Here is a 19705-nt window from a genome sequence, read left to right on the forward strand (position 1 = left end):
ACGAGGGTGTCTCGTGGCCCGGATACTTCTGTGCGCCTCCGGGCGGGGCGTATGTGAATGTATGCCACAACCGTATTTAGATGTGACGCCTGTCTGACGCTGAATGATACTGGCGGCACTCGGTAGCGGAACTTCTCCGAACGAGTGCCTGACGGATGCAGTCCACGCCGAGAACGATGGTGCTGTATCGCTCGCCCGGAACTCACGGCTTCGCCGACCGGGCGGCCGCCCTCAGACGTTGTCCGGTGCGTCGGCGTCGTCCTCGACCGAGCGTTTCAGCGAATCGCGGCGTGCCTTCGCGTCGCGGTCGGTCGCCTCCTCCAGGAAATCGTTCTTGATGGCGACGGCGTCCTCGGCCGCGTCGACGTTGCCCTCGGCGATAACATCCTCCGCCGGTCGCTCGTCGATGTGCAGCGCGAGCTTGTCCTTCTTGGAACCGTACTCGACGCGGCCCGCGACGACCCGGTCGAACACTGGGTTGTCGGGGTCGTCGACGACCAGCAGGTCGTTGCCCTCGTACTCTTCCGTGTCGGTTACCTCGCCGAAGTACTCCTCGACGAACGCTTCCATGTCAGGGACGCGGTCTTCGAGATGCTCGCCCCGTCGCATCTTGTACTCTCGCATGGGCGAGTTTTTGCGAGGGGCTGTCTTACCCTTTGCGTTCACTCCTCGCGCTGGGTGATAAGTGAGCCCTTGTGACACTCCGGACAGAAGTCACCCTCGCGCAGCGAGGTCGACTCCACTTCGGTGGTGAACCCACATTCCGGACACGCGAACTCGCCCTCCGGCACCGTCACGGCGTTGTCGCTGACCGGCTCGACATCCGACTCGTCGCCGGTATCGGCGGGCATCGTCTCCGGCGACCAGTCGTCCCCGTCGTCGCCCGGCTCGTCCGGCCACTCGCCCGGCTGGCGGTCGCCACCGGCCGGCTCCGTCTCCTCGTCTTCCTCGCCGAGAATGAGTCCATCGTCTTTCTCCGGGTCGGTCTCGTCTTCGGTCACCGGTTCCTCGCCTTCGGCGTCCGGCACGTCGACCGTCGTCGTCGGCTCGTCTAGCTCCACGTCGACGCCTTCCTCGTCTGATTCTGCCTCCGACTCGCCGCTGTCGTCGATAATCTCGGCGTCGTCGGCTGACGGATCGACCGGCTCGCCGTCATCCGCGACACCATCGTTGACTCCTGTGTCGCCCGGTGCTTCGACCGGGTCGTCGACGCTATCCCAGCCGTCCGAACTCCCCGCGTCATCGTCGTCTGTCTCGCCCGCTCCCTCGACCGTCTCATCGGTGGCCGGCTCGCTGGTGGATTCCGCCGCCGTATCGCCTTCCTCGTCATCCTCGACGAGATCGCTCGCGATATCGGACGGTGTCTCGATGGCTGTAACCTCCTTGTTTTCCGAAACGATACGCGTGTCTCCACACCGCTCACAGGTCTCCCGTTCCTGGATGGTGATGACGACTTCGCTACCCTGCTCTTCGCGCTCGCGCTCGACGGTGGTCTCACCGTACTTGTGCCCGAGGACGGAACATTTGAGACCCATTGCCAGAACTTCCCACCGTGGCGTACTTAAACCCTGCCCGTTAGCTCGACGATTCATGAAAGATGCTAAACCATTATTTGGCACGCCCATCTTAATTTCACCCTAGCTTACGAAATTTTATAACTGATACAAACGCAACCCTACGCCAATGCACCGGATGTCGCTCCTCGCGTTGTCGGTTCTCGCCCTTTCGGCGCTTCTCGGCGGGACGGCAGTAGCGACTGGGACCCAGCCGCCGCTTGCCGACGCCGGACTGGACCAGTCTGTCGAGCGGGGCGCGACAGTCCAACTGGACGCCAACGGCTCGCGCGACCCCGACGGGACAATCGAGCACGTCGAGTGGTCCATCGAAGCCCCGGACGGCACGACGCACACGCCAGACTGCTCGACCTGCGTCCAGACGACGTTTTCACCGGCCGACACCGGTCAGTACAACGTCACTGTCACCGTCACTGATGACAACGGCGTATCGCAATCGGACACACTTCGGGTCGACGTGGTAGCCGCCGGTGGGCCGTCAGTCTCTGTTTCGGCCCCGACTGCGCTCCCCACTGGCTCACAGCGAAATCTGACTGCCAATGTGACCGCCGGTGAGGCCGACCTTCGAACGCTCGCCTGGGTTGTCAATGGGACTGCACGGAACCGGACGCAACTCGCCGGTGCGAACGGATCGTCGACGATTACGCATACGTTCAACGACTCCGGCTCCGTGTCCGTCCGTGCAGTCGCCTACGATGCTGCCGGACGGCGTGGCGTCTCTAATCAGACAGTACAGATAGTTAGCTCAGGTGGTGGTGGTAGCAGTTCGAATAGTTGTCCGGCTGGAACGATAAACTACTACGATAGTGGCAATAAGCATCAGGGGTGTACTTCGGCTGCCATGACCGTCGAAGATACCATCGTTGACACTGACGGGCGAGATGGTTTGTGGGTGCACGTGGATGGTGAACTCAGCCAAATTATCGAGGAGGAGAATATGAACAGGTACTCTGAGGACGGTCGCGGAGAGACATTTAGTGAGGAGACTGTTGACGAGCAGAAAGCAACGATAGGACAAAAGCGACAAAAAGTGAAGAATGATGGTAGCAGTAGTGACAATGATGATGGGAGTAATGGCAATGATGGTGGTAGTAGTAGTGATGATGATAGTTCCAACTCCGGTAGCACCCGTCCGGACTCTAGCGTACCGAATAACTTGATGGACCCAGACGGAGGGGGCGATGACGACGACGAGGATGCTTCACTGCCCGACGGACCATCGATAGAAGACGACAATCCGTTCGAGAGTAGTGACGACGATGATGGTAGCCTATTCGATGACGATAGCGATGACGGTGGCAGTAGCAGTGATGACGACAGTAGCAGTAGTGACGATGATGATGGCGGTCTACTCGGCGGTCTATTTGATGGTGGCGATGACGGCAGCGCCGATAGTGGTGGCAGTGGCAACGATGGCAGTGGCAATAATGGCGGAGGAGGTTGGAGTTTCTGGTAATATCCTCAATTCTGTTTTATGAAGATAGAATTTATAAAGAATAGTAGATAAATTCAAAATATGATTGATAGACATAGAAAAACTGGAGAGATAGTTTTGTTCCTGTTAGTGATGATTGCAGAAACTCTCCTGCTACCAGTCGTCGCTCCAGTTATCATGGTGACGAACCTCCGTGAGTCTGCTGATGGGGACTTATTGATACCTGGTATCCAGTCCGGGGGTAGTTTTGTCAGTGCCCTGATCGCGTTCGTATCCGTTGGCGGGACTGTGCTTGATTCACCATCGGAGGGAGTGGACAGACGGTCGGCAACTGGTTTGACACCAGAACCTTTGCCAACCCCGATTAAAGCTCTGACTCTTCCGTCCGTTCAAAAAGAAAACAAGAAAATAGACCTAAAAAACGAGACTCAGAATCATGAGTAAGATCAGAACTATGATCAGCTCTGTCGCTATCGCACTGTTAATTATTTCTGCCGGCTGTTCCGCGTTTGCGGGAGGCAGTGGACCAGTCGAAGAGACAGCTACGTCAACGCAGACGCCAGAACTCACGACAGAAGTTACTGAGACCCCAACATCTGTAGCTACGGAAACTGAGAACGAGTCAGTTGCTACAGAAGAACCTGAAATAGAAACCGAATCTGCCACTGAAGGAGATCCCAGTAAGGCAAAGAAGTTTGAAAAATTCGATGAAGAGATGGAATACCTCTCAAGAGATGATGCCTCTGTTGAAGGAGAGGCTTTCCCTGAGAACGATTCATACCACCTTACGTATGAAATGCGAGATACAACAAACTTCACCAACACCCGAGACGACCGGCTTGATCCGCTATGGACATACTACGTCATTGTAGAGGAGTATAATAACAATGACGAACAAGACCACACATACATCGCTGATACAGTCAATATAACGTTCACTACGGAAGATGGCGGAGTGTTCGAGACGACTTACATTAAATACAATTGGGCGTACAAGTACTATACCGACGAATGGTCGCTCCGAATCTTCATGGCAAAGTATGGCTCTACCACTCAAGAGGGACCAGCTTACCACGATAATTGGCGGTAGCGAGTTGGTCAACTCGGAATCACGAGCCATGGAGCGTTTTCGCCTACGGCCTCGCCGCTCAGGAGTCAGTCTTATCGCTGCAACATTTTACGGCGTGTCGATCAGGCACCCATGTTAGACTCTGACGAGGGACAAAGATTAGACCCAGCCGGTTTTAGAGGAGAGTATGAGAGCGAAGCCGGAGTATCGTGACCGGGACGACACCGAGGTTGCGGTGCTCGATGCGCTCGCTGACCGCCGCGAGGAGGGGATGACCGTCTTCGAACTTCGGTCGCGGACGGAGGAGAACATCGACCGGATTGAGGACGCGCTCGCCGCTCTCAAGGCGGACGGTCTCATCGAGGTCGAGGACAACGGGGAGCGGACAGTCATTCTTCCAGGAGAGGGCGTGGTGGGCGAGTCAAAACCGGACGAAGCGGAATCGATTCTCGACCAGATTCGCAAGCGACTCCCCCTGTAGGGGGCCCCACCCTTGCAGCGGCGTCAGGCCACGTCCAACGGCGTGGCCGCACAGTTGTTCGGCCCGAGTTCGAGTTCGAATGCGGTGTCATCGTCGGCTGTCGCTGTTCCGAGATTAATCGCGATTATTCGCTCGAAGTTGGCCGGACGCGGCGGGATGTCGTCACAGACGTATTCGACAAACGCCTCTCGCTCCATCTCGAATGCGGGCAGCTGGTCGCGGAGGGTACCGAGGGTGGCCGTGAACGTCCCGTCGGCCGCCGGTGTAGTCGACTCGTTGTAGTGGCCCGGCGCAACGCGTGTCTCGTCGGGCAGCGCCGCGAGGCGCTCGGTCAGCGTCCGGTGGAGGTCGCGGGCGAGGTCGCGAGCGCCGTCGGCGCCGGCTTCCAGGTCCGGCCGGGCAACGCTGTCGAGGAAGATGCTGTCGCCGGCTAAGAGTACAGCACCGACGGTGAAACCGGTCATCCCCGTTGTATGGCCGGGTAGCGGGTTGGGTTCTAGCGTGACTGAGCCGACCTGTAATGTTTCGTCGTCGGCTAGTTCAGTCACGTCAGCGGCGACGCCGCGGTCGGCCGCGCGCTCAGAGAGGATCGGTTCGGCGTCGGTTTCGGCGGCGAGGCGGCGAACGCCGCTGATGTGGTCTGCGTGGACGTGCGTGTCGACGGCATAGGTGAGCGTGGCGTCGCGGTCGACGGCATCGGCGACGTATCGGTCGGTGAACGTCCGGAGCGGGTCGACGACGGCGGCCGAGCCGTCGCTGACGACCATGTAGCCCAGACAGCCCGACGACCGGCGGCGGTACTGGAGGACGGTGGCGGCGTCACAGGCAATCTCGCGGGCCTCGTAGAGGCGCGCCCACCCCTCCATGCCGTCGCTGAGGTTCCGCGCCTCGAAGCCGTGTTCTGTCAGGAGGCCGGCGACGAAGGCGCTGGCCTCACCGCGAGCGCAGACGACCGTTATCGGCCCGGTACCGGCCACCGCTGCAACGAGGTCGTCCACCTCGCCGGTCACTTTCGCCTGGAGGAGCTTCGGGAAGGGCAGCTGTGTCGCCGTCACCGAATCGCCGCTGAGCCGCCACTGTTCGTACTCGTCGCGGTCGCGCACGTCGAGCAATCGAATCGACTCGCCGGCGTCGAGTTTCGACTGCAACGCAGCTGTCGACAGCGACGGTGGGTCCGTGGGCGGATCGGGATAGTCCTCGGCCATGCTGACTGTAGCGCCGCTCGGCGGATAAATCGGGCGGGGATTTCAAGCCCGTCCCGCGCCCAGCGGACGTATGGACGCAGGGGCCGCTATCGACGCCGTTCGCGACCGGACCGAGACGGAGCGCAACAGACTGGGATCGGATAAGGCACTCATCGCAGCGACGGACGCGACGCTGGAGACTGAAGCAGTGCTCGCGGCGGCCGCGGCGCGCGAGTCAGGACTCGCACGCGTGCTCGATCAGTGGGCCGGCGAGAGCGACGACGCCGCAACGACCCAGTTCGAGGCGGCCGCTGCGGGTGCGGCCGAGCGGGCCGACCGCATCGACGCAGACGTGGGGGACTCCGATGCGTTCATCGACCATCTCGAAACCGTCAGCGGAACCGCGAACCGCGTCGGGGCTGGCCTCGTCGCCGCGCCGCTGGTCGCCGACCGGTTTTACCTGCAGGTGGTGAGCTTCTTCGTCAACGAGGCGGACGAAGGGCGGGCTGATACGTTCCGTGAGATCCGACAGGGAGCGTCGGCGCTCAATCACGGTGAGACTGCGCTCGGTGCTCTTTCGGAATCTGAGCGTGAGACGGCGGCAACGGCCGCGACTGAGGCTATTGAAGCAGCCTACGACGATTACGCGACAACGCTGGAGGCGATGGGACTGGACCCAAAGCCCATCTGCTAATCCAGTCGGTAGGTCGCCACGCGGTTGGCGGCATAGAGGAAGCCCGCGACAGCGCCCGCAATCGCTATTACCACCGTCATCGCCAGGCCGCCGCCCAGGAGCCACGGTGTGCCGAGCGGTATCTGGAACAGGTCACGAACAGCGAGTAGGTAGGCGAGGCTGGCCGGCGTGACGGCCACGCCGAGGACAAGGAAGTACAGCCCAAACGCCCAGCCGCTGGGGACGACCACTTCGCGGCCCTGCACCGACGAGGACTCGAATTTCGGGAATACGACGCCGGAGCCGACGGCCATGGCCGGCGCGGCGACAGTTGCGACGAGCGCGGTCGCGAGTCCCACAGCGAGCGTGACCGGCGGCGTCCCGGCCGCGGCCCCGAGGCCGACCACCAGAAGCGTCGTGACCGCGACGCTGGGGAGCGCGCCCGCGAGGACGAGTCCAGTGACGAACGCCCGACCCGAGACGTTGGCTGTCAGCGTCAGCGGGAGCACGCCTTCCTCGCCGCCGAGCGGATTGAGCGAGAACGCCGCGCCGAACGCCGCCGCGCTGGCGAGGCCAGCGGTGAGCGGGAGCGTCGGCGGCACCACCCGCTCTAGAACGACGATCTGGAGGTGATACACCAGAAAGAAAAACGGCATGACCGCGAACTGGACGGTGACCGGGGCTCGCTTGGCTCGGAGCCAGGACTTCTGGACCACGACGCGAGTCGCTGTCGGGACCCGCCCTTTCAGCAGGCGATCTGAAAGCGTCCGCTCGTCGGCGTCGAACTCGTGGTCGGGCTGGACCGGGTCGGCGTACCAGACCCGCCCGGCCAGCCACAGGCAGGCCGCCACGCCGACAGGAATCGTTGCGACCAGTCCCACTGTGGCAACGACGGCGGTTACCGGAGTGCCGCCGGTCCCCAGCACGAGCAGGACCACGTCGGCGGGCCAGGAGAGGGGCGACTGGGTCGCCAACTGGAGCACGCGAAGCTGTATCGTCGGAACGGCCGTCATCGCAACCCAGCCAATCGGGAAGATGAGGGAGACGATGGCCCCGACGCTCGCGCGATGACTGGCGACGAATGCCGAACGGTTCGCGACCAGTTTCGTCACCAGCCCCACTCCGAAGCCCAGAACGGTCCCCAGCAGCACGACTGTGACCGAACCACCGAGAACGATGACAGCGACGAGAACGCCGGCATCACCGACTGCGAGCCCGCCCACCAGCGCCAGAACCGGGACGGTGAGCGCGAGCGACACGCGACCGACCTCAGCGGCGAGCAGCCCGGCCGCCGCGTCCTCGTAGGGGACCGTCGTCAGCAATCCGTCGGCAGCGTCGGGCTCGCCGGCCGATTTCACCGTGTGCTGGAGCGTGACGAAGCCGACGAGTCCGAGCAGCCCGACGATGCCCGCCGTCGTCGCAAGCCTGACCGTATGTGGCTCGCTGACAGCGAGGACGCCGCCGAGAAAGAAGGCCGCCGCGCCGATAGCGAAGCTGTAGACGACGAGCATCAAGCCGCCGCCGAGCAGCATGAGCGTCCCGCGTGTCGTGCCCATGAGTTTGCGCCAGGTCCGCTGTAGCTCTGTCCGCGCAATCAGGAGCGCTCGCTGTCCGTTCGGCCGTCTCATCGTGCGTCCGGCTGTTCGCTGGTCACGTCGAGGAACACGTCTTCGAGCGTGCTTCCGGACTCGACGCCCTCGGTCAGTTCGGCCGGCGATCCCTCCGCGACGAGATCGCCGTCGTACAGCACGCCGACGGTGTCGGCCAACTCCTCGACGACAGGCAGGATATGCGTCGAGAGAAAGACGGTCGTCTCCGCGGCCGCGACCTCGCTGATGGTGTCACGCACCGTCCGGGCCGCCCGCGGGTCCAGGCCCGAGGTCGGTTCGTCCAGAAAGAGAACCTCGGGGTCGTGCAACAGCGCCTGGACCAGCCCGAGTTTCTGTTTCATTCCCTTCGAATACGTCTCGACGCGCCGGTCGGCGTCCTCGTCGAGGTCGAACCGGTCGAGCAGCGATTCCACGCGGTCCCAGTCCTCGTGGCCGCGCAGGCCGGCGACGTACTCCAACTGCTCCCGGCCGGTGAGTTCGTCGTACAGTGGCGGTTCTTCGGGGAGAAAGCCGATGTGTTCGACCACCGCAGCGCGGTCGGCGACCGACTCGCCCGCGACCCGGGCCGAGCCGCTTGTTGGATTTGTCAGCGTCGTCAGAACCCGAATCGTCGATGTCTTGCCCGCGCCGTTGGGACCGAGAAAGCCGAAGACGCTGCCACGCGGGACCGACAGATCGAGGTCTTCTATCGCCGAGACGCCACTGTAGCGCTTCGTCAACCCCTCGGTGACGATTGCGGGTGCTGGAGGGCACATACGGGCAGTGCCGACCCGTTTCTCAAAAGGTCTTCCTGTTGATAGGCGCGTCTTTGGAATGTGGGCTTGATCTCCTTCAGCCTGGAGTTAGAGTTTGAACAGCCAGAAAGCCCCCTGTCGCTGGGCGTTCGAGACGACGCAAGCACGCGAAGCGCGCACAGCGAGGCGCGGGAGCTGAGAACGCGGGGGCTTTCTGGCTCTCGAAGACGGTAATTACAGAACCAAACCAACCATCCAATAACAAATAGACTAACCGTTACTCTTCGGCGGTTGCGTCGGCTGCATCTGCGTCCGCCTCGTCCTCGTCATCAGGATTTTCGACCACTTCGATGCCGCGGTTGTTGACCGCCGACGGGTCCAGGCCGACCTCCTGCAGGAAGTCTTTGTACTCGCGCTCGCACTGCTCGGCGTCCTTCTGGCGGTCGCTAGCGCGGTCACACAGCGCGATGAGGTCCTCGGGCACGTCGTTGGTGTAGACGATCCAGTGGTTGATGAGGTCCGAGAGCCGCCGGATGGGCGAGGTGAAGTGCCCGTAGATCTCGAAGTTCAGTGCGTGGTGGCCGCCGAAGGGGTCGTTCATGTACTTCGCGCGGGGCATCACCTTCATCACGGCCCACTGGATCTTATCGAGCTGGCGACCGGGGGCCTGTTCGAGCGTGGCGTTGACGGCCTTCCGCGGATCGTCCCAGGCGTCGCCGGGGATAGACACGCCGTCCAGTTCCTGAATCTCGACTAAGGCCTCGTCCCACTCGTCGGGGCTGGGCTGGGGGTGGACGCGGTACATCGCCTCGACGCCACGAGACCACATCAGCTCGTGCGTGACGGCCTTGTTGGCCTTCAGCATGCACTCCTCGATGATGGTGTGGGCGCGGTCACGCGCGGGGTTGAGGACGAGCGACCCCTCCTCCTTGCGCTGTTCGTGCATCCGGTCGGCCAGTTCCCAGACGCGCTCGGTCTTCTCCGCGAGGTCGACGCTCTGGTCCTCTAGCACGTCTTCCGCGGTCTCTGGCTCATCCAGCAGGCGCTCGGCCTCGGTGTAGGTCAGCCGGGCGTCGCTGCGGATGACGGACTTGTAGATGTTGATCTCCTCGTAGCCGAGGTTCTCCTTGTCGAGGTGCATCTCCACGGTGTGGGCCAGGCGGTCTTCGTTGGGGACCAGCGAACAGACGGTCTCGGCGAGGACGGGCGGCAGCATGTGGACGGTGTAGGCCGGGAGGTAGACGGTGTTCCCGCGCTCGACGGCCTGGTCCCACATCTCCGTGTCGGGGTTGACGTAGTGGGTCACGTCGGCGATGTGGACCCAGAGGACGATTTCGTCCTCGCGCTCCTCGATAGAGATGGCGTCGTCGAAGTCCTGTGCGTCGATGGGGTCGGTCGTCCAAGTCGTCATCTCCCGGAGGTCCTCGCGTTCGTCGACCTCGTCCTCGATTTCGGCCTGCACGTCTTGTGTGCGCTCTTTGGCCTCCTCCAGTACCTCGGGTGGGAACTCGTCGGGGATACCGAACTTCTCGAACAGCTCCTCGCGTTTGTTCTCCAGATGCCGGGCCATCTCCTCGTCAATCTGAACGGGACCTTGTCCCTCGGCGGTCCCGGCGGCCGCCTGCGCGTCGTCTGTAGTCATGTCACCCGGTACGAACAGGGCGTAGTTAGGGCTGTCGGGGTGGGATTGGGCTGTGACTCCCACGTCTCAGTCTCTGTTGGCGTCGTCTTCGGAGAGTTCCCGGAACCGTTCGAGAAACGTCGCCCGGTCGGTCTCACCGGCCCCGGCGGCGTCGAGTGTCGTTTCGAGGCCGTCCCGCGGTTGCTGGCACAGGTCGGCGAAACAGGCCTTACAGAGGTGCTCGAACGCCTTGTCCCGGCGGTCCCATCGGTCCCCGTGCTTGTCGTACTCGCGGGCGTCGGACCGCGGGATGGATTCCCCACACGCGATGCAGGTGACTGACTCCCCCCGGGAGTTCCGGGACCCGAACATACGAACCCGTTGCGACTGACAGCGTTTAGAGCTTTTCGCACAGGCAACAGTTCCCCGTTCCGGGCCACACGTTTATTCACCACCCGCCACTAGAGAGGGTATCGGCTACACGGAGCCAGGGACACCGAATGAAGCCACCAGAGACACTCGCTCACTCGACGTTGGACACGCTACCGATCAATATTGCTGTTCTCGACGACGAGGGGACGATCCTGTTTACGAACCACGCCTGGCGGGAGTTCGCGGGCGACGAGGACGGGGAGATGGAGGGGACGAACTACTTCGCGACAACCGACGTTGACGCAGATGAGTACGCTGGCAAGGCGCTCGACGGCATCGAGTCGGTCATCGACGGTGAGCAAGATCTGTTCACGATGGAGTACCCGTGTCACTCCCCGGAGGAGAAGCAGTGGTTCCTGATGCGGGTCGCGCCGCTGCCGGCAGACGAGGCCGGGAGCGCGGTCGTCGCACACATCGACATCACCCAGCGGAAGCTCGCCGAACTGGCGGCCGAGCGCCGGAGCGAGGAGCTCAAAGCCGAGCGCCAGAACCTCAAACATCTCGTCGACCGGGTCGACGGCCTGCTGAAGGCGGTGATGGGCGACGTGTTGACCGTCGACTCGCGCGAGGCGATCCAACAGACCGTCTGTGACCGGCTGGCCGCGGTCGACTCCTACCAGTTCGCCTGGGTCTCCGAACTGGACCTGCGCGACGAGACGCTGTCGTCGACAGCGCTGTCGGCCGACCGCCCGACCTCGCTGTCGATCCCGCTTGACGCCGACGACCCGGTCGCAAAAGCGGCCCGTTCCGAGGAGATGCAGGTCGTGACCGGTGACATCGACGAGCAACACAACCGGCTCGCCGACTCCGAGGTCGCGTCGGTGGCGGCCGTCCCGCTCGTCTCGGGCGACTCGCTGTACGGCGTCCTCACCGTCTACGCCGACAGCGACGACGTGTTCGACCCCCGGGAGCAGGCGGTACTGGGAACTATCGGCCGGGCGACCGCGGCAGCCATCGACGCCCGCGAGACCAGCCGGCTGCTGACCGCCGACAACGTCACTGAACTCGAACTACAGGTCACCGACCCCGAGGTGTTCTACATCGATGTGGCGAGCGAACTCGGCTGCTCGATGGAGTACGGCGGCAGCGTCCCCGACGGCGAGGAGACGGTGATGTTCTTCCTCGTCCAGACGGACGACCCCTCGGCGGTCTGTGCCGTCGCCGCCGACCATCCGCAGGTGTCGGGCGTCTCGCACGTCTCGACGGCGGATTCGTCGGCACTGTTCGAATTCACCGTCTCGGACCCGCCGGTCGTCTCGGTCGTCGCCGATCGCGGGGCCCAGACGGGCGACATTCTCGTCGAACCCGGGCACGCCACGGTGACTGTTACCCTCCCGGCGTCGATGGAGACCCGGACCGTGGTCGAGCAGGTCCGGGACCGGTACCCGGAGACGGAACTGCTCTCCGTCCGGGAGCGGGACGAACCGCCCGTCTCCCGGCAGGCCTTTATTGCCAACGTTGAGGATCGACTGACCAACCGCCAGCTCACGGCGCTCCGGAAGGGATTCCTCGGCGGCTTCTTCGACTGGCCACGCGACGTGTCCGGTGAGCAACTGGCCGAGTCGATGGACATCTGTCCGTCGACGTTCCACCAGCACCTCCGTGCGGGTGAGCGAAAGTTACTGGAAGAAGTGTTCGAAAACTGGTAATCAGTGATTCCGAACCCCTGTTCTAGTAGTGGACTCCTGATGTGGTTCCCGAAGCAGTTTGGTAGTCCGTTTATCCCGATAACAACCGTACATACATGTAGTGATACGGACCCAGTGTCCTGTTTGCTGCCGGCAAACGGACGGGACACAGCCCTTCGCGACAGCGGGTCGACCGGACCATTACGGACAGCCTGCAGACAGCGCGCAACGTATCGCCCGCCGAATGACCACTCGATAGCTTTCAATGCACTCCGATAACATCCAAACCAGCAAATCGATACAGCAGGAGACCGGACGGACGTTCCACCTCGCGACGCGGCTGCTTCCGGAACGTATCCGCCACCCGACCTACGTCATGTACGCCTTCTTCCGGGTGGCCGACGAGGTCGTCGACCAGCCCGACGGGCCGCCGCCGACCGTCCAACACGAGCAACTGGAGGTGATTCGCGAGGCCGCCCTCGGGAACCTCGAACCGTCCGAAACCGACCACGAAGCCGTTCTGGCGGCGTTTCAGGACCTGGCCGAGCGCCACGATATCTCCGAGGAGACGATTAACGTCTTCATCGACGCAATGGAGATGGACATCGCACAGGCCCGCTACGAGACCTTCGAGGACCTCCGTGAGTACATGCGCGGCTCCGCCGTCGCCGTCGGCCACATGATGACCGAGGTGATGGACCCGCCACAGAAGGAGGAGGCCCTGCCCCACGCGACGGCGCTGGCCGAAGCGTTCCAGCTCTCGAACTTCCTGCGGGACGTTCGCGAGGACATCCACGACTACGGCCGGGTGTACCTGCCACAGGAGACGCTCAAACGGCACGGCGTCACCGAGGAGCAACTGGCCGACGCCGAGGTCGATGAGGCATTCCGCGCTGTCATGCAAGAAGAACTGGCCAGGACCGACGAACTCTACCGCGAGGGCGTCGCCGGCATCCGGTATCTCCCCGAAGACTGCCAGTTCGGCGTCCTGCTGGCTGCGGTGCTGTACGCCGACCACCACCGACTTATCCGCGACCGCGGCTACGACGTGCTGACGGAGACGCCGGAGCTGACCCGTCGCCGCCGGCTGTGGCTGCTCGCCCGGACCTGGTGGCACTGGCGGCGCAACGGCGACCCCGAGGCGACCTTCTACACGGTGAGTGCCGTCTCCGAGCGCGGCCCCGGCGAGACGCCGACGGACGTGCACGGCCACGGGCAACCCGCGTGGCGCGGATGACAGCCACGCGCCGGGAATCGCTTCTGACTTCCTGTTTCACTTGAACCGATGACGCCCACGCTCACGTATCTGCAGTTCCACGCCCTGTTCGTGGTGCCCGTCGTGGCCGGGCTGGCGCTGACGGCCACGTACCGTCTCGGGAGCCGACGGGACACCCTCACGGGGACGGCCATCCTCGCGGGACTGGCCCTCGTCTACACGACGCCGTGGGACGGGGCGCTCATTCGACGCGGCGTCTGGTGGTACGGCGACGGCACCGTACTGGCGCGGCTCTGGTCGATTCCGCTCGGCGAGTACCTCTTTTTCGTCCTGCAGACCACGATGGTCGGGCTGTGGGTCGCCCGGTTTCGGGTGGATACGGACCGCCCGCTGGCGACGCCGACACGGACGCGGCTCGTCGGGTTCGCTGCCGCGCTCGCCGTCGCCATGGCCGGCCTCGCGCTCTTGCGCTCTGATTCCGGGCTGTATCTCGGGTCGCTGCTGGTCTGGAGCGGGCCGATCCTCGCCATTCAGTGGACCTTCGGCTGGCACTTCCTCGCGGGAGAGTGGCGGACAGTCGGGGCCGCGACACTGGTCCCGACGCTGTATCTCTGTGGCATCGACAGCGTCGCCATCCGACTCGGCGTCTGGACACTCTCGAAACAGTACACGACCGGCTACGCGATTCCCCTGCTCGACCTGCCGATAGAAGAGGCGGTCTTTTTCTTCCTGACGACGCTGTTTGTCGTACAAGGGGTCGTGCTATACGTCTGGCTCGTCGACAGATGGACGTGAGCCACCGCGCCGCTGTCGGGCCGTCGGTTCTCTACCGGATGGCGCTGGCTCCCGGTTGGGTCGCCAGTATCGCCGTCGTCGTCCCGTTTCTCGCTGGAGTCTCGATACCGCCCGCGTTCCAGTACGCTCCGCTGGTAGTTAGCGCCGTCCTGCTCGGCCTGCCCCACGGCGCGGTCGATCACCTCGCGGTTGCGCGCACCCACGGCGACCAGCCGGACCTGGCCGCTATCGCCCGCGTGTTCGCTCTCTACGGCGTTGTCGGCGGGGCCTACGCCGTTGTCTGGTTCCTCGCGCCCACGGCGGCCTTTGCCCTGTTCATCGTGGTGACGTGGTTCCACTGGGGCCAGGGCGATCTGTACGCGCTGCTCGCGCTGGCCGACGCCGACCACCTCCGGACGCTCCCCCAGCGGGCCGGGGCCGTCTTCGTCCGCGGCGGCCTCCCGATGCTGGTCCCCTTGCTCGCCTTTCCCGAGTGGTACCGCCGCGTCGCGACGGACCTCGTCTCGCTGTTCGCGCCCGACGCCGCGGCCGGCATCGGCTGGGCGTTCCGAGCCGATGTCAGAACCGCGCTCGCTGTCACCTACGGCGCGCTCGTCGTGGCGACGCTGGCCGTCGGGTTCGTCCGCGCTGACGCTCGCCGGCCGTGGCTCCTCGACGCCAGCGAAACGCTTGGCCTGCTCGCCTACTTCGCCCTCGTTCCGCCGGTGCTTGCCATCGGCGTGTACTTCTGTCTATGGCACTCGCTGCGCCACGTCGCCCGCCTCCTGCTGGTCGACGACGCGGCCGCCGCCGCGCTCGAAAACCGCGACCCGACGGCCGCACTGGCGCGGTTCGCCCGCGACGCCGCACCGCTGACCGCCGCCTCGCTCGCCCTGCTCGGCGGGCTGTATTTCCTTGTTCCGAATCCACCCGGAACGGTCCCGGAGTGGGTCGCGCTGTATCTGGTGTTCATCGCCGTCGTCACGCTCCCCCACGTCGTGGTTGTCAGCATCATGGACCGGGAACAGCGTATATGGACGTAGTTCAAGCGGACCGTACAGAGAAGGCTCTGTTCTCGAAAGTAGCACCAATGACGAATCGAAAAATCGAGTTACGGTTCCGAAAGGGTCCGGGTCGCGCTTAGAGGTTACCCGGCGGGAACAGTCGCGCAGTCGCGGACCCGTCGCCGGCGTTGCTGGAGCCCGACCTGTTGGACCGCCGAACTTTCTTGCCAAGCCATTTCTGTGTGTCAGCGAGCAGCAATTTTACCTGAGGTTTTCTCATTATGTGTCCATTATCGCTCGAACGTATAAGAGTTTCATACATTATTGTTCATTTGTGCATTAACGATGGGGTAGATCAGGCAGTCACAGCACTGAGGCTGTGACGAGAGCTACTGAAGCTGTGACATATTTCGTCCGAACACGTCCGCAAAAAGACAGGTGCGTCGGCGTTACTTGCCCTTGCCGCTGTTGCTGCGCAGCGACGGGCGGGTCTTCTCGCTACCTTTGCCCTTGCCGCCGAGGCCGCGGTTGCGACGGCCGGCACCGGTCAGACCGCGGAAGACGCGGTCGGCCTGGTCGTCGGCACAGATCCACGACAGGTCGTCGTCGTTCTGGATGGCCGGGTGGTTCGGGTCGATGAGGATGACTTCGTGCCACTTCTGGCGGCCGTCCTGGCCGACGGAGTAGCTGTTGAGCACGCGCAGGTTCGGGAAGGTGCGGGAGGCGCGTTCCTCGGCGACGCGCTGGATGTCCTTCCGGCGGGTGATGCGCGTGACGCCCTGGCGCTTGGACCGGCGGCCGGCCTTGTGTCGGCGCTTGCGTGCGCCGCCCTTGCGGACGGAGACGCGGGCGACGACGACGCCCTGTTTCGCCTTGTAGCCCTGCGAGCGGGCCTTGTCGAGGCGGGTCGGGCGCTCAATGCGTTCGACGGCCCCTTCGTTGCGCCACTCCTGCTGGCGCTGCCACTGTAGTTCTGCGAGCTTTCCGTCACCTGGGTTCTTCCAGGCGTCTCGAATGTACGAATATGCGCTTCGTGCCATATGTGTTCACCACGGGCGTTGCATGGTTCAAGTCGCGCATGGCGCAACTCACATCCCGACCTGCACACGCAGGTGCCCGCTGGTGCCCGTCGTCCAGCGAGTTACACGGAGTTTGCCGTTCGGACTCTTAAGCGGTTCGGACCACAGCTACGGGTGTGACTGGGTCACGAAGGCATAGCAGTCGGTGAAAAACGCGGGCAAGCCACAGCCTGATAACACAAATCGTTAAGTTGTTCCCGGCCGGATAGTCACATATTACCATGACAGACCTTGGTGGCTTCCAGGACCACGTGGCGCGAATCGACCTCGGGGATGGGGACGTAGCCTACGAAGGCATTGACGAAGAGGACGCAAAAAAGTACATTGGTGCACGCGGACTGGGGGTGAAATACGTCTTCGACCAGGGGCCGGACGTGGACCCGCTGGGCCCGGACAACCTGCTGGCGTTCATGAACGGCCCGCTGACGGGGACGCAGGTGACGATGAGCGGTCGCATCGCTGTCTGTACGAAGTCGCCGCTGACGGGAACCGTCACTGACTCCCACCACGGCGGCTGGTCGGGCGCGCGGCTGAAGTGGTCGGGCTTCGACGGCCTGCTGTTCGAAGGGCAGGCTGACGAGCCAGTGTACGCCTACGTCGAGGACGGCGAAGTGGAACTGCGCGACGCCTCACACCTCTGGGGCCAGGGCGTCCACGACACCATCGACGAGCTCGAAGCCGAAATCGAGGGCGGCTCGCTGGGTAAGAACCTCTCAGTGATGGCTATCGGGCCGGGCGGCGAAAACGAGGTCAAGTACGCCTGTATCATCAACGAGGACGACCGCGCGTCGGGCCGCGGCGGCACTGGCTGCGTGATGGGCAACAAGAACCTCAAGGCCGTCGTCGTGAAATCCGGGACGCGGATGCCCAAACCGAAGGATCAGGAGACGTTCCAGGAGGGCCACAAGCAGGCAATGCAGGTCATCCAGGAGTCCGACGTAACCGCGCCCAACGAGGGCGGCCTCTCGATGTACGGCACCAACGTCCTGATGAACCTCACCGAGGAGATGGACGGCCTCCCGACGAAAAACGCGAAGTACTCCTCGACGCGGTCGATGTCCGAGTCGGAGGGCGACGGCGAGCGCATCATCGACTCGGAGAACGTCTCCGGCGAGAACGTCCGGGAGAACATCCTGGTCGACGAACCGACCTGTCACTCCTGTCCGGTCGCCTGCAAGAAGGAAGTCGAGGTGCAGGCGATGCACAAGGGCGAGGAGATGAACGTCCGCACGGAGTCCTACGAGTACGAGTCCGCGTGGGCCCTCGGGCCGAATTCCGGGCACGTCGAGCGGGACAAGATCGCCGTGATGCTCGAACGGTGTAACGATGTCGGCGTCGACACCATCGACGTGGGCAACACCATGGCGATGGCGATGGAGATGACCGAACAGGGCAAGTTCGACGACCTCGGGGACGGAATTGATTGGGGTGACGCCGACACGATGATCGACATGATCGACATGATCGGCAACCGCGAGACGGAACTCGCGGACCACCTCGCCGAGGGGCCAGACCACCTCGCCGAGGAGTTCGATGCCCACACCAACTCCCTTGCGGTCAAGGGCCAGACGATGGCCGCATACGACCCACGGTGTATGAAGGGGATGGCAATCGGCTACGCCACCTCGAACCGCGGCGCGTGTCACCTGCGCGGGTACACGCCGGCAGCAGAGATTCTCGGTATCCCGGAGAAAGTCGACCCGCGAGAGTGGGAGGGGAAAGGCGAACTGTGTGCCACCTTCCAGGACCTGCACGCCATCAGCGACTCCTTCGACATCTGCAAGTTCAACGCCTTCGCCGAGGGGATCGAGGAGTACGTCCTGCAGTACAACGGCATGACCGGGCTGGACGTAAGCGAGGAGGAACTGATGGAAGCCGGCGAGCGCATCTACAACCTCGAACGGTACTACAACAACCTCGCCGGCTTCGACGGGAGCGACGACGACCTCCCCAACCGCTTCGTCGAGGGCGACGAGCACGCGATTCCGGCCCAGGGCGGTTCCGAGGGCGAACTCGCGGAACTCTCGAAGATGAAAGACGAGTACTACGAGGTGCGTGACTGGGAGAACGGCGTCGTCACCGACGAAAAGCTCGACGAACTGGGCATCGATATCGGCCCCGGAACCGGCGTCAGTTCCGGCGGCGCAGCGGCACCGAGCGACGACTGAGACAGCACCGGCCGCCGAACACATTTCATTTCTCTAATGCGCAAAGAAGACATCGACGACTTCGAATTCCAGGTCGAGTCCCGACTGACCAGCCACGGCGTCTACGTCTCTGAGTTCACCGACGAGGGCGAGACGTACCGCGTCACCTACGAGTCCATTTCGGCCGACGAGGCAGCTGTCATCCCCCACAGAGAAATCGGCCGCGTTATCAACGTCTTCCGGGACCTCCACGCGGATGACTGGTCCGGGGTCGACGTTGAGGCAACCGTCACGGACCTCGACGGCACGGAACTCGGCGAATGGTCGGTCGACAGCGAGTGGATCGACGAACTCGAAAACGGCGACCTCTCGGAGACGGAGTTCTCCCAGCGCGTGCTGGAGACGATTACGGTTCGGCAGTAATCGCCAGCACGTCCCGTATTTCCAGCGTCGCCGCGAACTCCTCGCTTCTGTCCAGCCGCCGGCCGTCACGCTCGAACTGGGCGACGTGGGCCCGCCGAACCGCGTCCCGTTCGCGGTCGTTCAGCCCGGTTTCTGTGCCAATAGTCTCCCAATGGCCCGACTCGACGCAGACGTAATCGGCCGTTCTGGGACCGTTGATGCGCTCGTACTCTCGTTCGTAAGACGCTCTGTTCGCCCGGAGATAGGACTGTACCCGCTCCAGTAAGTCCGGGAGCTGGTCGAGCGGGACGCTGGCCCGCGTGCCGGCCAGCAGGACAATCTGCCCCTCGATGGGGTACGACGGCTCGGCCATTGTCCCGGTCAGCCGCCCGCTCGCATCGCTTTCTGTGCGAACTTCTCGATGAGCGGCTCCAGCGTCTCCGGGTCGCCGTCGAACTGGATCGTCACCTCGTTGAGTTGCAGGCTCGGGCCGATGGCGACTTTCTCCTCGGAGAGGCTGGCCGCCCAGCCGTCGCCTTCGACGGTTGTTTCGTCCTGTTGCTCGCCGCCGAGGTTCTCCAGATAGCCGATAGCGGCTCGAACCGAGATACCGCGAAAACTCCGTTCACGCTCCATCGTGTG

Annotated in this window: 21 protein-coding genes; 11 read left to right on the plus strand and 10 right to left on the minus strand. The window is 63.4% G+C overall.

What is annotated here, in order from left to right; translation table 11 throughout:
• Window positions 1-231: 231 nt before the first annotated feature.
• Together Harman_RS10965 and Harman_RS10970 are read right to left on the minus strand one after the other, a co-directional pair.
• Entirely contained in the window at window positions 232-624 is a 393-nt protein-coding gene (locus tag Harman_RS10965; RefSeq protein ID WP_137683842.1) for a DUF5611 family protein, read from the minus strand.
• Window positions 625-662: 38 nt separating this feature from the next.
• Window positions 663-1535: a DUF7093 family protein gene (locus Harman_RS10970; protein ID WP_137683843.1), complete on the minus strand. Its 873-nt coding sequence runs from the start codon at window positions 1533-1535 to the stop codon at window positions 663-665.
• Window positions 1536-1683: 148 nt separating this feature from the next.
• Between Harman_RS10970 and Harman_RS10975 the strand changes: the two genes are divergently transcribed.
• The 4 genes from Harman_RS10975 to Harman_RS10990 all read left to right on the plus strand — a co-directional run bounded on the left by Harman_RS10975 (window position 1684) and on the right by Harman_RS10990 (window position 4559).
• A complete protein-coding gene (locus tag Harman_RS10975) occupies window positions 1684-3030 on the plus strand; it encodes a PKD domain-containing protein (RefSeq protein ID WP_137683844.1) in 1347 nt (448 codons plus the stop codon).
• Window positions 3031-3090: 60 nt separating this feature from the next.
• Window positions 3091-3453, plus strand: coding sequence for a hypothetical protein (locus tag Harman_RS10980; RefSeq protein ID WP_137683845.1), 363 nt, complete (start codon window positions 3091-3093; stop codon window positions 3451-3453).
• Window positions 3446-4099: a hypothetical protein gene (locus Harman_RS10985; RefSeq protein ID WP_137683846.1), complete on the plus strand. Its 654-nt coding sequence runs from the start codon at window positions 3446-3448 to the stop codon at window positions 4097-4099. Before Harman_RS10980 ends, Harman_RS10985 begins: the two co-directional genes overlap by 8 nt.
• Window positions 4100-4265: 166 nt before the next feature.
• Window positions 4266-4559 carry a DUF6432 family protein gene (locus tag Harman_RS10990; RefSeq protein ID WP_137683847.1) on the plus strand — a complete coding sequence of 98 codons (294 nt, stop codon included), beginning with the start codon at window positions 4266-4268 and terminating at the stop codon, window positions 4557-4559.
• Window positions 4560-4582: 23 nt separating this feature from the next.
• Here Harman_RS10990 and Harman_RS10995 read toward each other — a convergent pair whose 3' ends face one another.
• Window positions 4583-5764: an MBL fold metallo-hydrolase gene (locus Harman_RS10995; RefSeq protein WP_137683848.1), complete on the minus strand. Its 1182-nt coding sequence runs from the start codon at window positions 5762-5764 to the stop codon at window positions 4583-4585.
• A 70-nt stretch (window positions 5765-5834) separates the two neighbouring features.
• On the opposite strand from Harman_RS10995, the gene Harman_RS11000 reads away from it, so the two are divergent.
• Window positions 5835-6437 carry a transcription antitermination protein gene (locus Harman_RS11000; RefSeq protein WP_137683849.1) on the plus strand — a complete coding sequence of 201 codons (603 nt, stop codon included), beginning with the start codon at window positions 5835-5837 and terminating at the stop codon, window positions 6435-6437.
• On the opposite strand, the gene Harman_RS11005 is transcribed toward Harman_RS11000, so the two are convergent.
• The 4 genes from Harman_RS11005 to Harman_RS11020 form a co-directional block, all read right to left on the minus strand.
• Window positions 6434-8044: a hypothetical protein gene (locus Harman_RS11005; protein WP_200830880.1), complete on the minus strand. Its 1611-nt coding sequence runs from the start codon at window positions 8042-8044 to the stop codon at window positions 6434-6436. The two genes, Harman_RS11000 and Harman_RS11005, sit on opposite strands and share 4 nt — an antisense overlap.
• Window positions 8041-8781: an ABC transporter ATP-binding protein gene (locus tag Harman_RS11010; RefSeq protein ID WP_137683850.1), complete on the minus strand. Its 741-nt coding sequence runs from the start codon at window positions 8779-8781 to the stop codon at window positions 8041-8043. The genes Harman_RS11005 and Harman_RS11010 overlap by 4 nt, the downstream gene beginning before the upstream one ends.
• A gap of 256 nt (window positions 8782-9037) precedes the next feature.
• The gene (locus Harman_RS11015; RefSeq protein ID WP_137683851.1) at window positions 9038-10402 is read right to left on the minus strand and encodes an RNB domain-containing ribonuclease; all 1365 of its coding nucleotides are present in this window, start codon (window positions 10400-10402) and stop codon (window positions 9038-9040) included.
• A gap of 66 nt (window positions 10403-10468) precedes the next feature.
• Window positions 10469-10753: a DUF7562 family protein gene (locus Harman_RS11020; protein ID WP_137683852.1), complete on the minus strand. Its 285-nt coding sequence runs from the start codon at window positions 10751-10753 to the stop codon at window positions 10469-10471.
• A 128-nt stretch (window positions 10754-10881) separates the two neighbouring features.
• On the opposite strand from Harman_RS11020, the gene Harman_RS11025 reads away from it, so the two are divergent.
• The 4 genes from Harman_RS11025 (at window position 10882) to Harman_RS11040 (ending at window position 15474) form a co-directional block, all read left to right on the plus strand.
• A complete protein-coding gene (locus tag Harman_RS11025) occupies window positions 10882-12462 on the plus strand; it encodes a bacterio-opsin activator domain-containing protein (protein WP_137683853.1) in 1581 nt (526 codons plus the stop codon).
• Between the two features lie 244 nt (window positions 12463-12706).
• Window positions 12707-13678 (plus strand): phytoene/squalene synthase family protein, encoded by a 972-nt coding sequence (locus Harman_RS11030; RefSeq protein WP_137683854.1) that lies wholly within the window; start codon window positions 12707-12709, stop codon window positions 13676-13678.
• A gap of 48 nt (window positions 13679-13726) precedes the next feature.
• The gene (locus Harman_RS11035; RefSeq protein ID WP_137683855.1) at window positions 13727-14452 is read left to right on the plus strand and encodes a lycopene cyclase domain-containing protein; all 726 of its coding nucleotides are present in this window, start codon (window positions 13727-13729) and stop codon (window positions 14450-14452) included.
• Window positions 14449-15474 (plus strand): Brp/Blh family beta-carotene 15,15'-dioxygenase, encoded by a 1026-nt coding sequence (locus Harman_RS11040; protein ID WP_200830885.1) that lies wholly within the window; start codon window positions 14449-14451, stop codon window positions 15472-15474. The genes Harman_RS11035 and Harman_RS11040 overlap by 4 nt, the downstream gene beginning before the upstream one ends.
• Window positions 15475-15884: 410 nt before the next feature.
• Here Harman_RS11040 and Harman_RS11045 read toward each other — a convergent pair whose 3' ends face one another.
• The gene (locus tag Harman_RS11045) at window positions 15885-16475 is read right to left on the minus strand and encodes a 50S ribosomal protein L15e (RefSeq protein WP_137683857.1); all 591 of its coding nucleotides are present in this window, start codon (window positions 16473-16475) and stop codon (window positions 15885-15887) included.
• A 260-nt stretch (window positions 16476-16735) separates the two neighbouring features.
• Between Harman_RS11045 and Harman_RS11050 the strand changes: the two genes are divergently transcribed.
• Together Harman_RS11050 and Harman_RS11055 are read left to right on the plus strand one after the other, a co-directional pair.
• Entirely contained in the window at window positions 16736-18682 is a 1947-nt protein-coding gene (locus Harman_RS11050) for an aldehyde ferredoxin oxidoreductase family protein (protein WP_137683858.1), read from the plus strand.
• Between the two features lie 36 nt (window positions 18683-18718).
• Window positions 18719-19084, plus strand: coding sequence for a hypothetical protein (locus tag Harman_RS11055; protein ID WP_137683859.1), 366 nt, complete (start codon window positions 18719-18721; stop codon window positions 19082-19084).
• On the opposite strand, the gene Harman_RS11060 is transcribed toward Harman_RS11055, so the two are convergent.
• On the minus strand, window positions 19068-19436 hold the full coding sequence (locus Harman_RS11060; RefSeq protein WP_137683860.1) for a hypothetical protein: 369 nt from the start codon (window positions 19434-19436) through the stop codon (window positions 19068-19070). The genes Harman_RS11055 and Harman_RS11060 overlap by 17 nt on opposite strands.
• 8 nt (window positions 19437-19444) lie before the next feature.
• Window positions 19445-19699, minus strand: a complete 255-nt coding sequence (locus Harman_RS11065) for a hypothetical protein (RefSeq protein WP_137683861.1) — start codon at window positions 19697-19699, stop codon at window positions 19445-19447.
• Window positions 19700-19705: the final 6 nt, after the last annotated feature.

Source organism: Haloarcula mannanilytica (assembly GCF_005406125.1).
Lineage (GTDB): Archaea > Halobacteriota > Halobacteria > Halobacteriales > Haloarculaceae > Haloarcula > Haloarcula mannanilytica.

What these genes read in the sequence shown, in the direction of transcription:
- Harman_RS10985 (WP_137683846.1), top strand. Translation starts at nt 3,446, where the DNA reads ATGAGTAAGATCAGAACTATGATCAGCTCTGTCGCTATCGCACTGTTA.
- Harman_RS11015 (WP_137683851.1), bottom strand. Translation starts at nt 10,402, where the DNA reads ATGACTACAGACGACGCGCAGGCGGCCGCCGGGACCGCCGAGGGACAA.
- Harman_RS10995 (WP_137683848.1), bottom strand. Translation starts at nt 5,764, where the DNA reads ATGGCCGAGGACTATCCCGATCCGCCCACGGACCCACCGTCGCTGTCG.
- Harman_RS11035 (WP_137683855.1), top strand. Translation starts at nt 13,727, where the DNA reads ATGACGCCCACGCTCACGTATCTGCAGTTCCACGCCCTGTTCGTGGTG.
- Harman_RS11060 (WP_137683860.1), bottom strand. Translation starts at nt 19,436, where the DNA reads ATGGCCGAGCCGTCGTACCCCATCGAGGGGCAGATTGTCCTGCTGGCC.
- Harman_RS10970 (WP_137683843.1), bottom strand. Translation starts at nt 1,535, where the DNA reads ATGGGTCTCAAATGTTCCGTCCTCGGGCACAAGTACGGTGAGACCACC.
- Harman_RS11055 (WP_137683859.1), top strand. Translation starts at nt 18,719, where the DNA reads ATGCGCAAAGAAGACATCGACGACTTCGAATTCCAGGTCGAGTCCCGA.
- Harman_RS11005 (WP_200830880.1), bottom strand. Translation starts at nt 8,044, where the DNA reads ATGAGACGGCCGAACGGACAGCGAGCGCTCCTGATTGCGCGGACAGAG.
- Harman_RS11020 (WP_137683852.1), bottom strand. Translation starts at nt 10,753, where the DNA reads ATGTTCGGGTCCCGGAACTCCCGGGGGGAGTCAGTCACCTGCATCGCG.
- Harman_RS10990 (WP_137683847.1), top strand. Translation starts at nt 4,266, where the DNA reads ATGAGAGCGAAGCCGGAGTATCGTGACCGGGACGACACCGAGGTTGCG.
- Harman_RS11030 (WP_137683854.1), top strand. Translation starts at nt 12,707, where the DNA reads ATGCACTCCGATAACATCCAAACCAGCAAATCGATACAGCAGGAGACC.
- Harman_RS10975 (WP_137683844.1), top strand. Translation starts at nt 1,684, where the DNA reads ATGCACCGGATGTCGCTCCTCGCGTTGTCGGTTCTCGCCCTTTCGGCG.
- Harman_RS11050 (WP_137683858.1), top strand. Translation starts at nt 16,736, where the DNA reads ATGACAGACCTTGGTGGCTTCCAGGACCACGTGGCGCGAATCGACCTC.
- Harman_RS11025 (WP_137683853.1), top strand. Translation starts at nt 10,882, where the DNA reads ATGAAGCCACCAGAGACACTCGCTCACTCGACGTTGGACACGCTACCG.
- Harman_RS10965 (WP_137683842.1), bottom strand. Translation starts at nt 624, where the DNA reads ATGCGAGAGTACAAGATGCGACGGGGCGAGCATCTCGAAGACCGCGTC.
- Harman_RS10980 (WP_137683845.1), top strand. Translation starts at nt 3,091, where the DNA reads ATGATTGATAGACATAGAAAAACTGGAGAGATAGTTTTGTTCCTGTTA.
- Harman_RS11010 (WP_137683850.1), bottom strand. Translation starts at nt 8,781, where the DNA reads ATGTGCCCTCCAGCACCCGCAATCGTCACCGAGGGGTTGACGAAGCGC.
- Harman_RS11065 (WP_137683861.1), bottom strand. Translation starts at nt 19,699, where the DNA reads ATGGAGCGTGAACGGAGTTTTCGCGGTATCTCGGTTCGAGCCGCTATC.
- Harman_RS11000 (WP_137683849.1), top strand. Translation starts at nt 5,835, where the DNA reads ATGGACGCAGGGGCCGCTATCGACGCCGTTCGCGACCGGACCGAGACG.
- Harman_RS11045 (WP_137683857.1), bottom strand. Translation starts at nt 16,475, where the DNA reads ATGGCACGAAGCGCATATTCGTACATTCGAGACGCCTGGAAGAACCCA.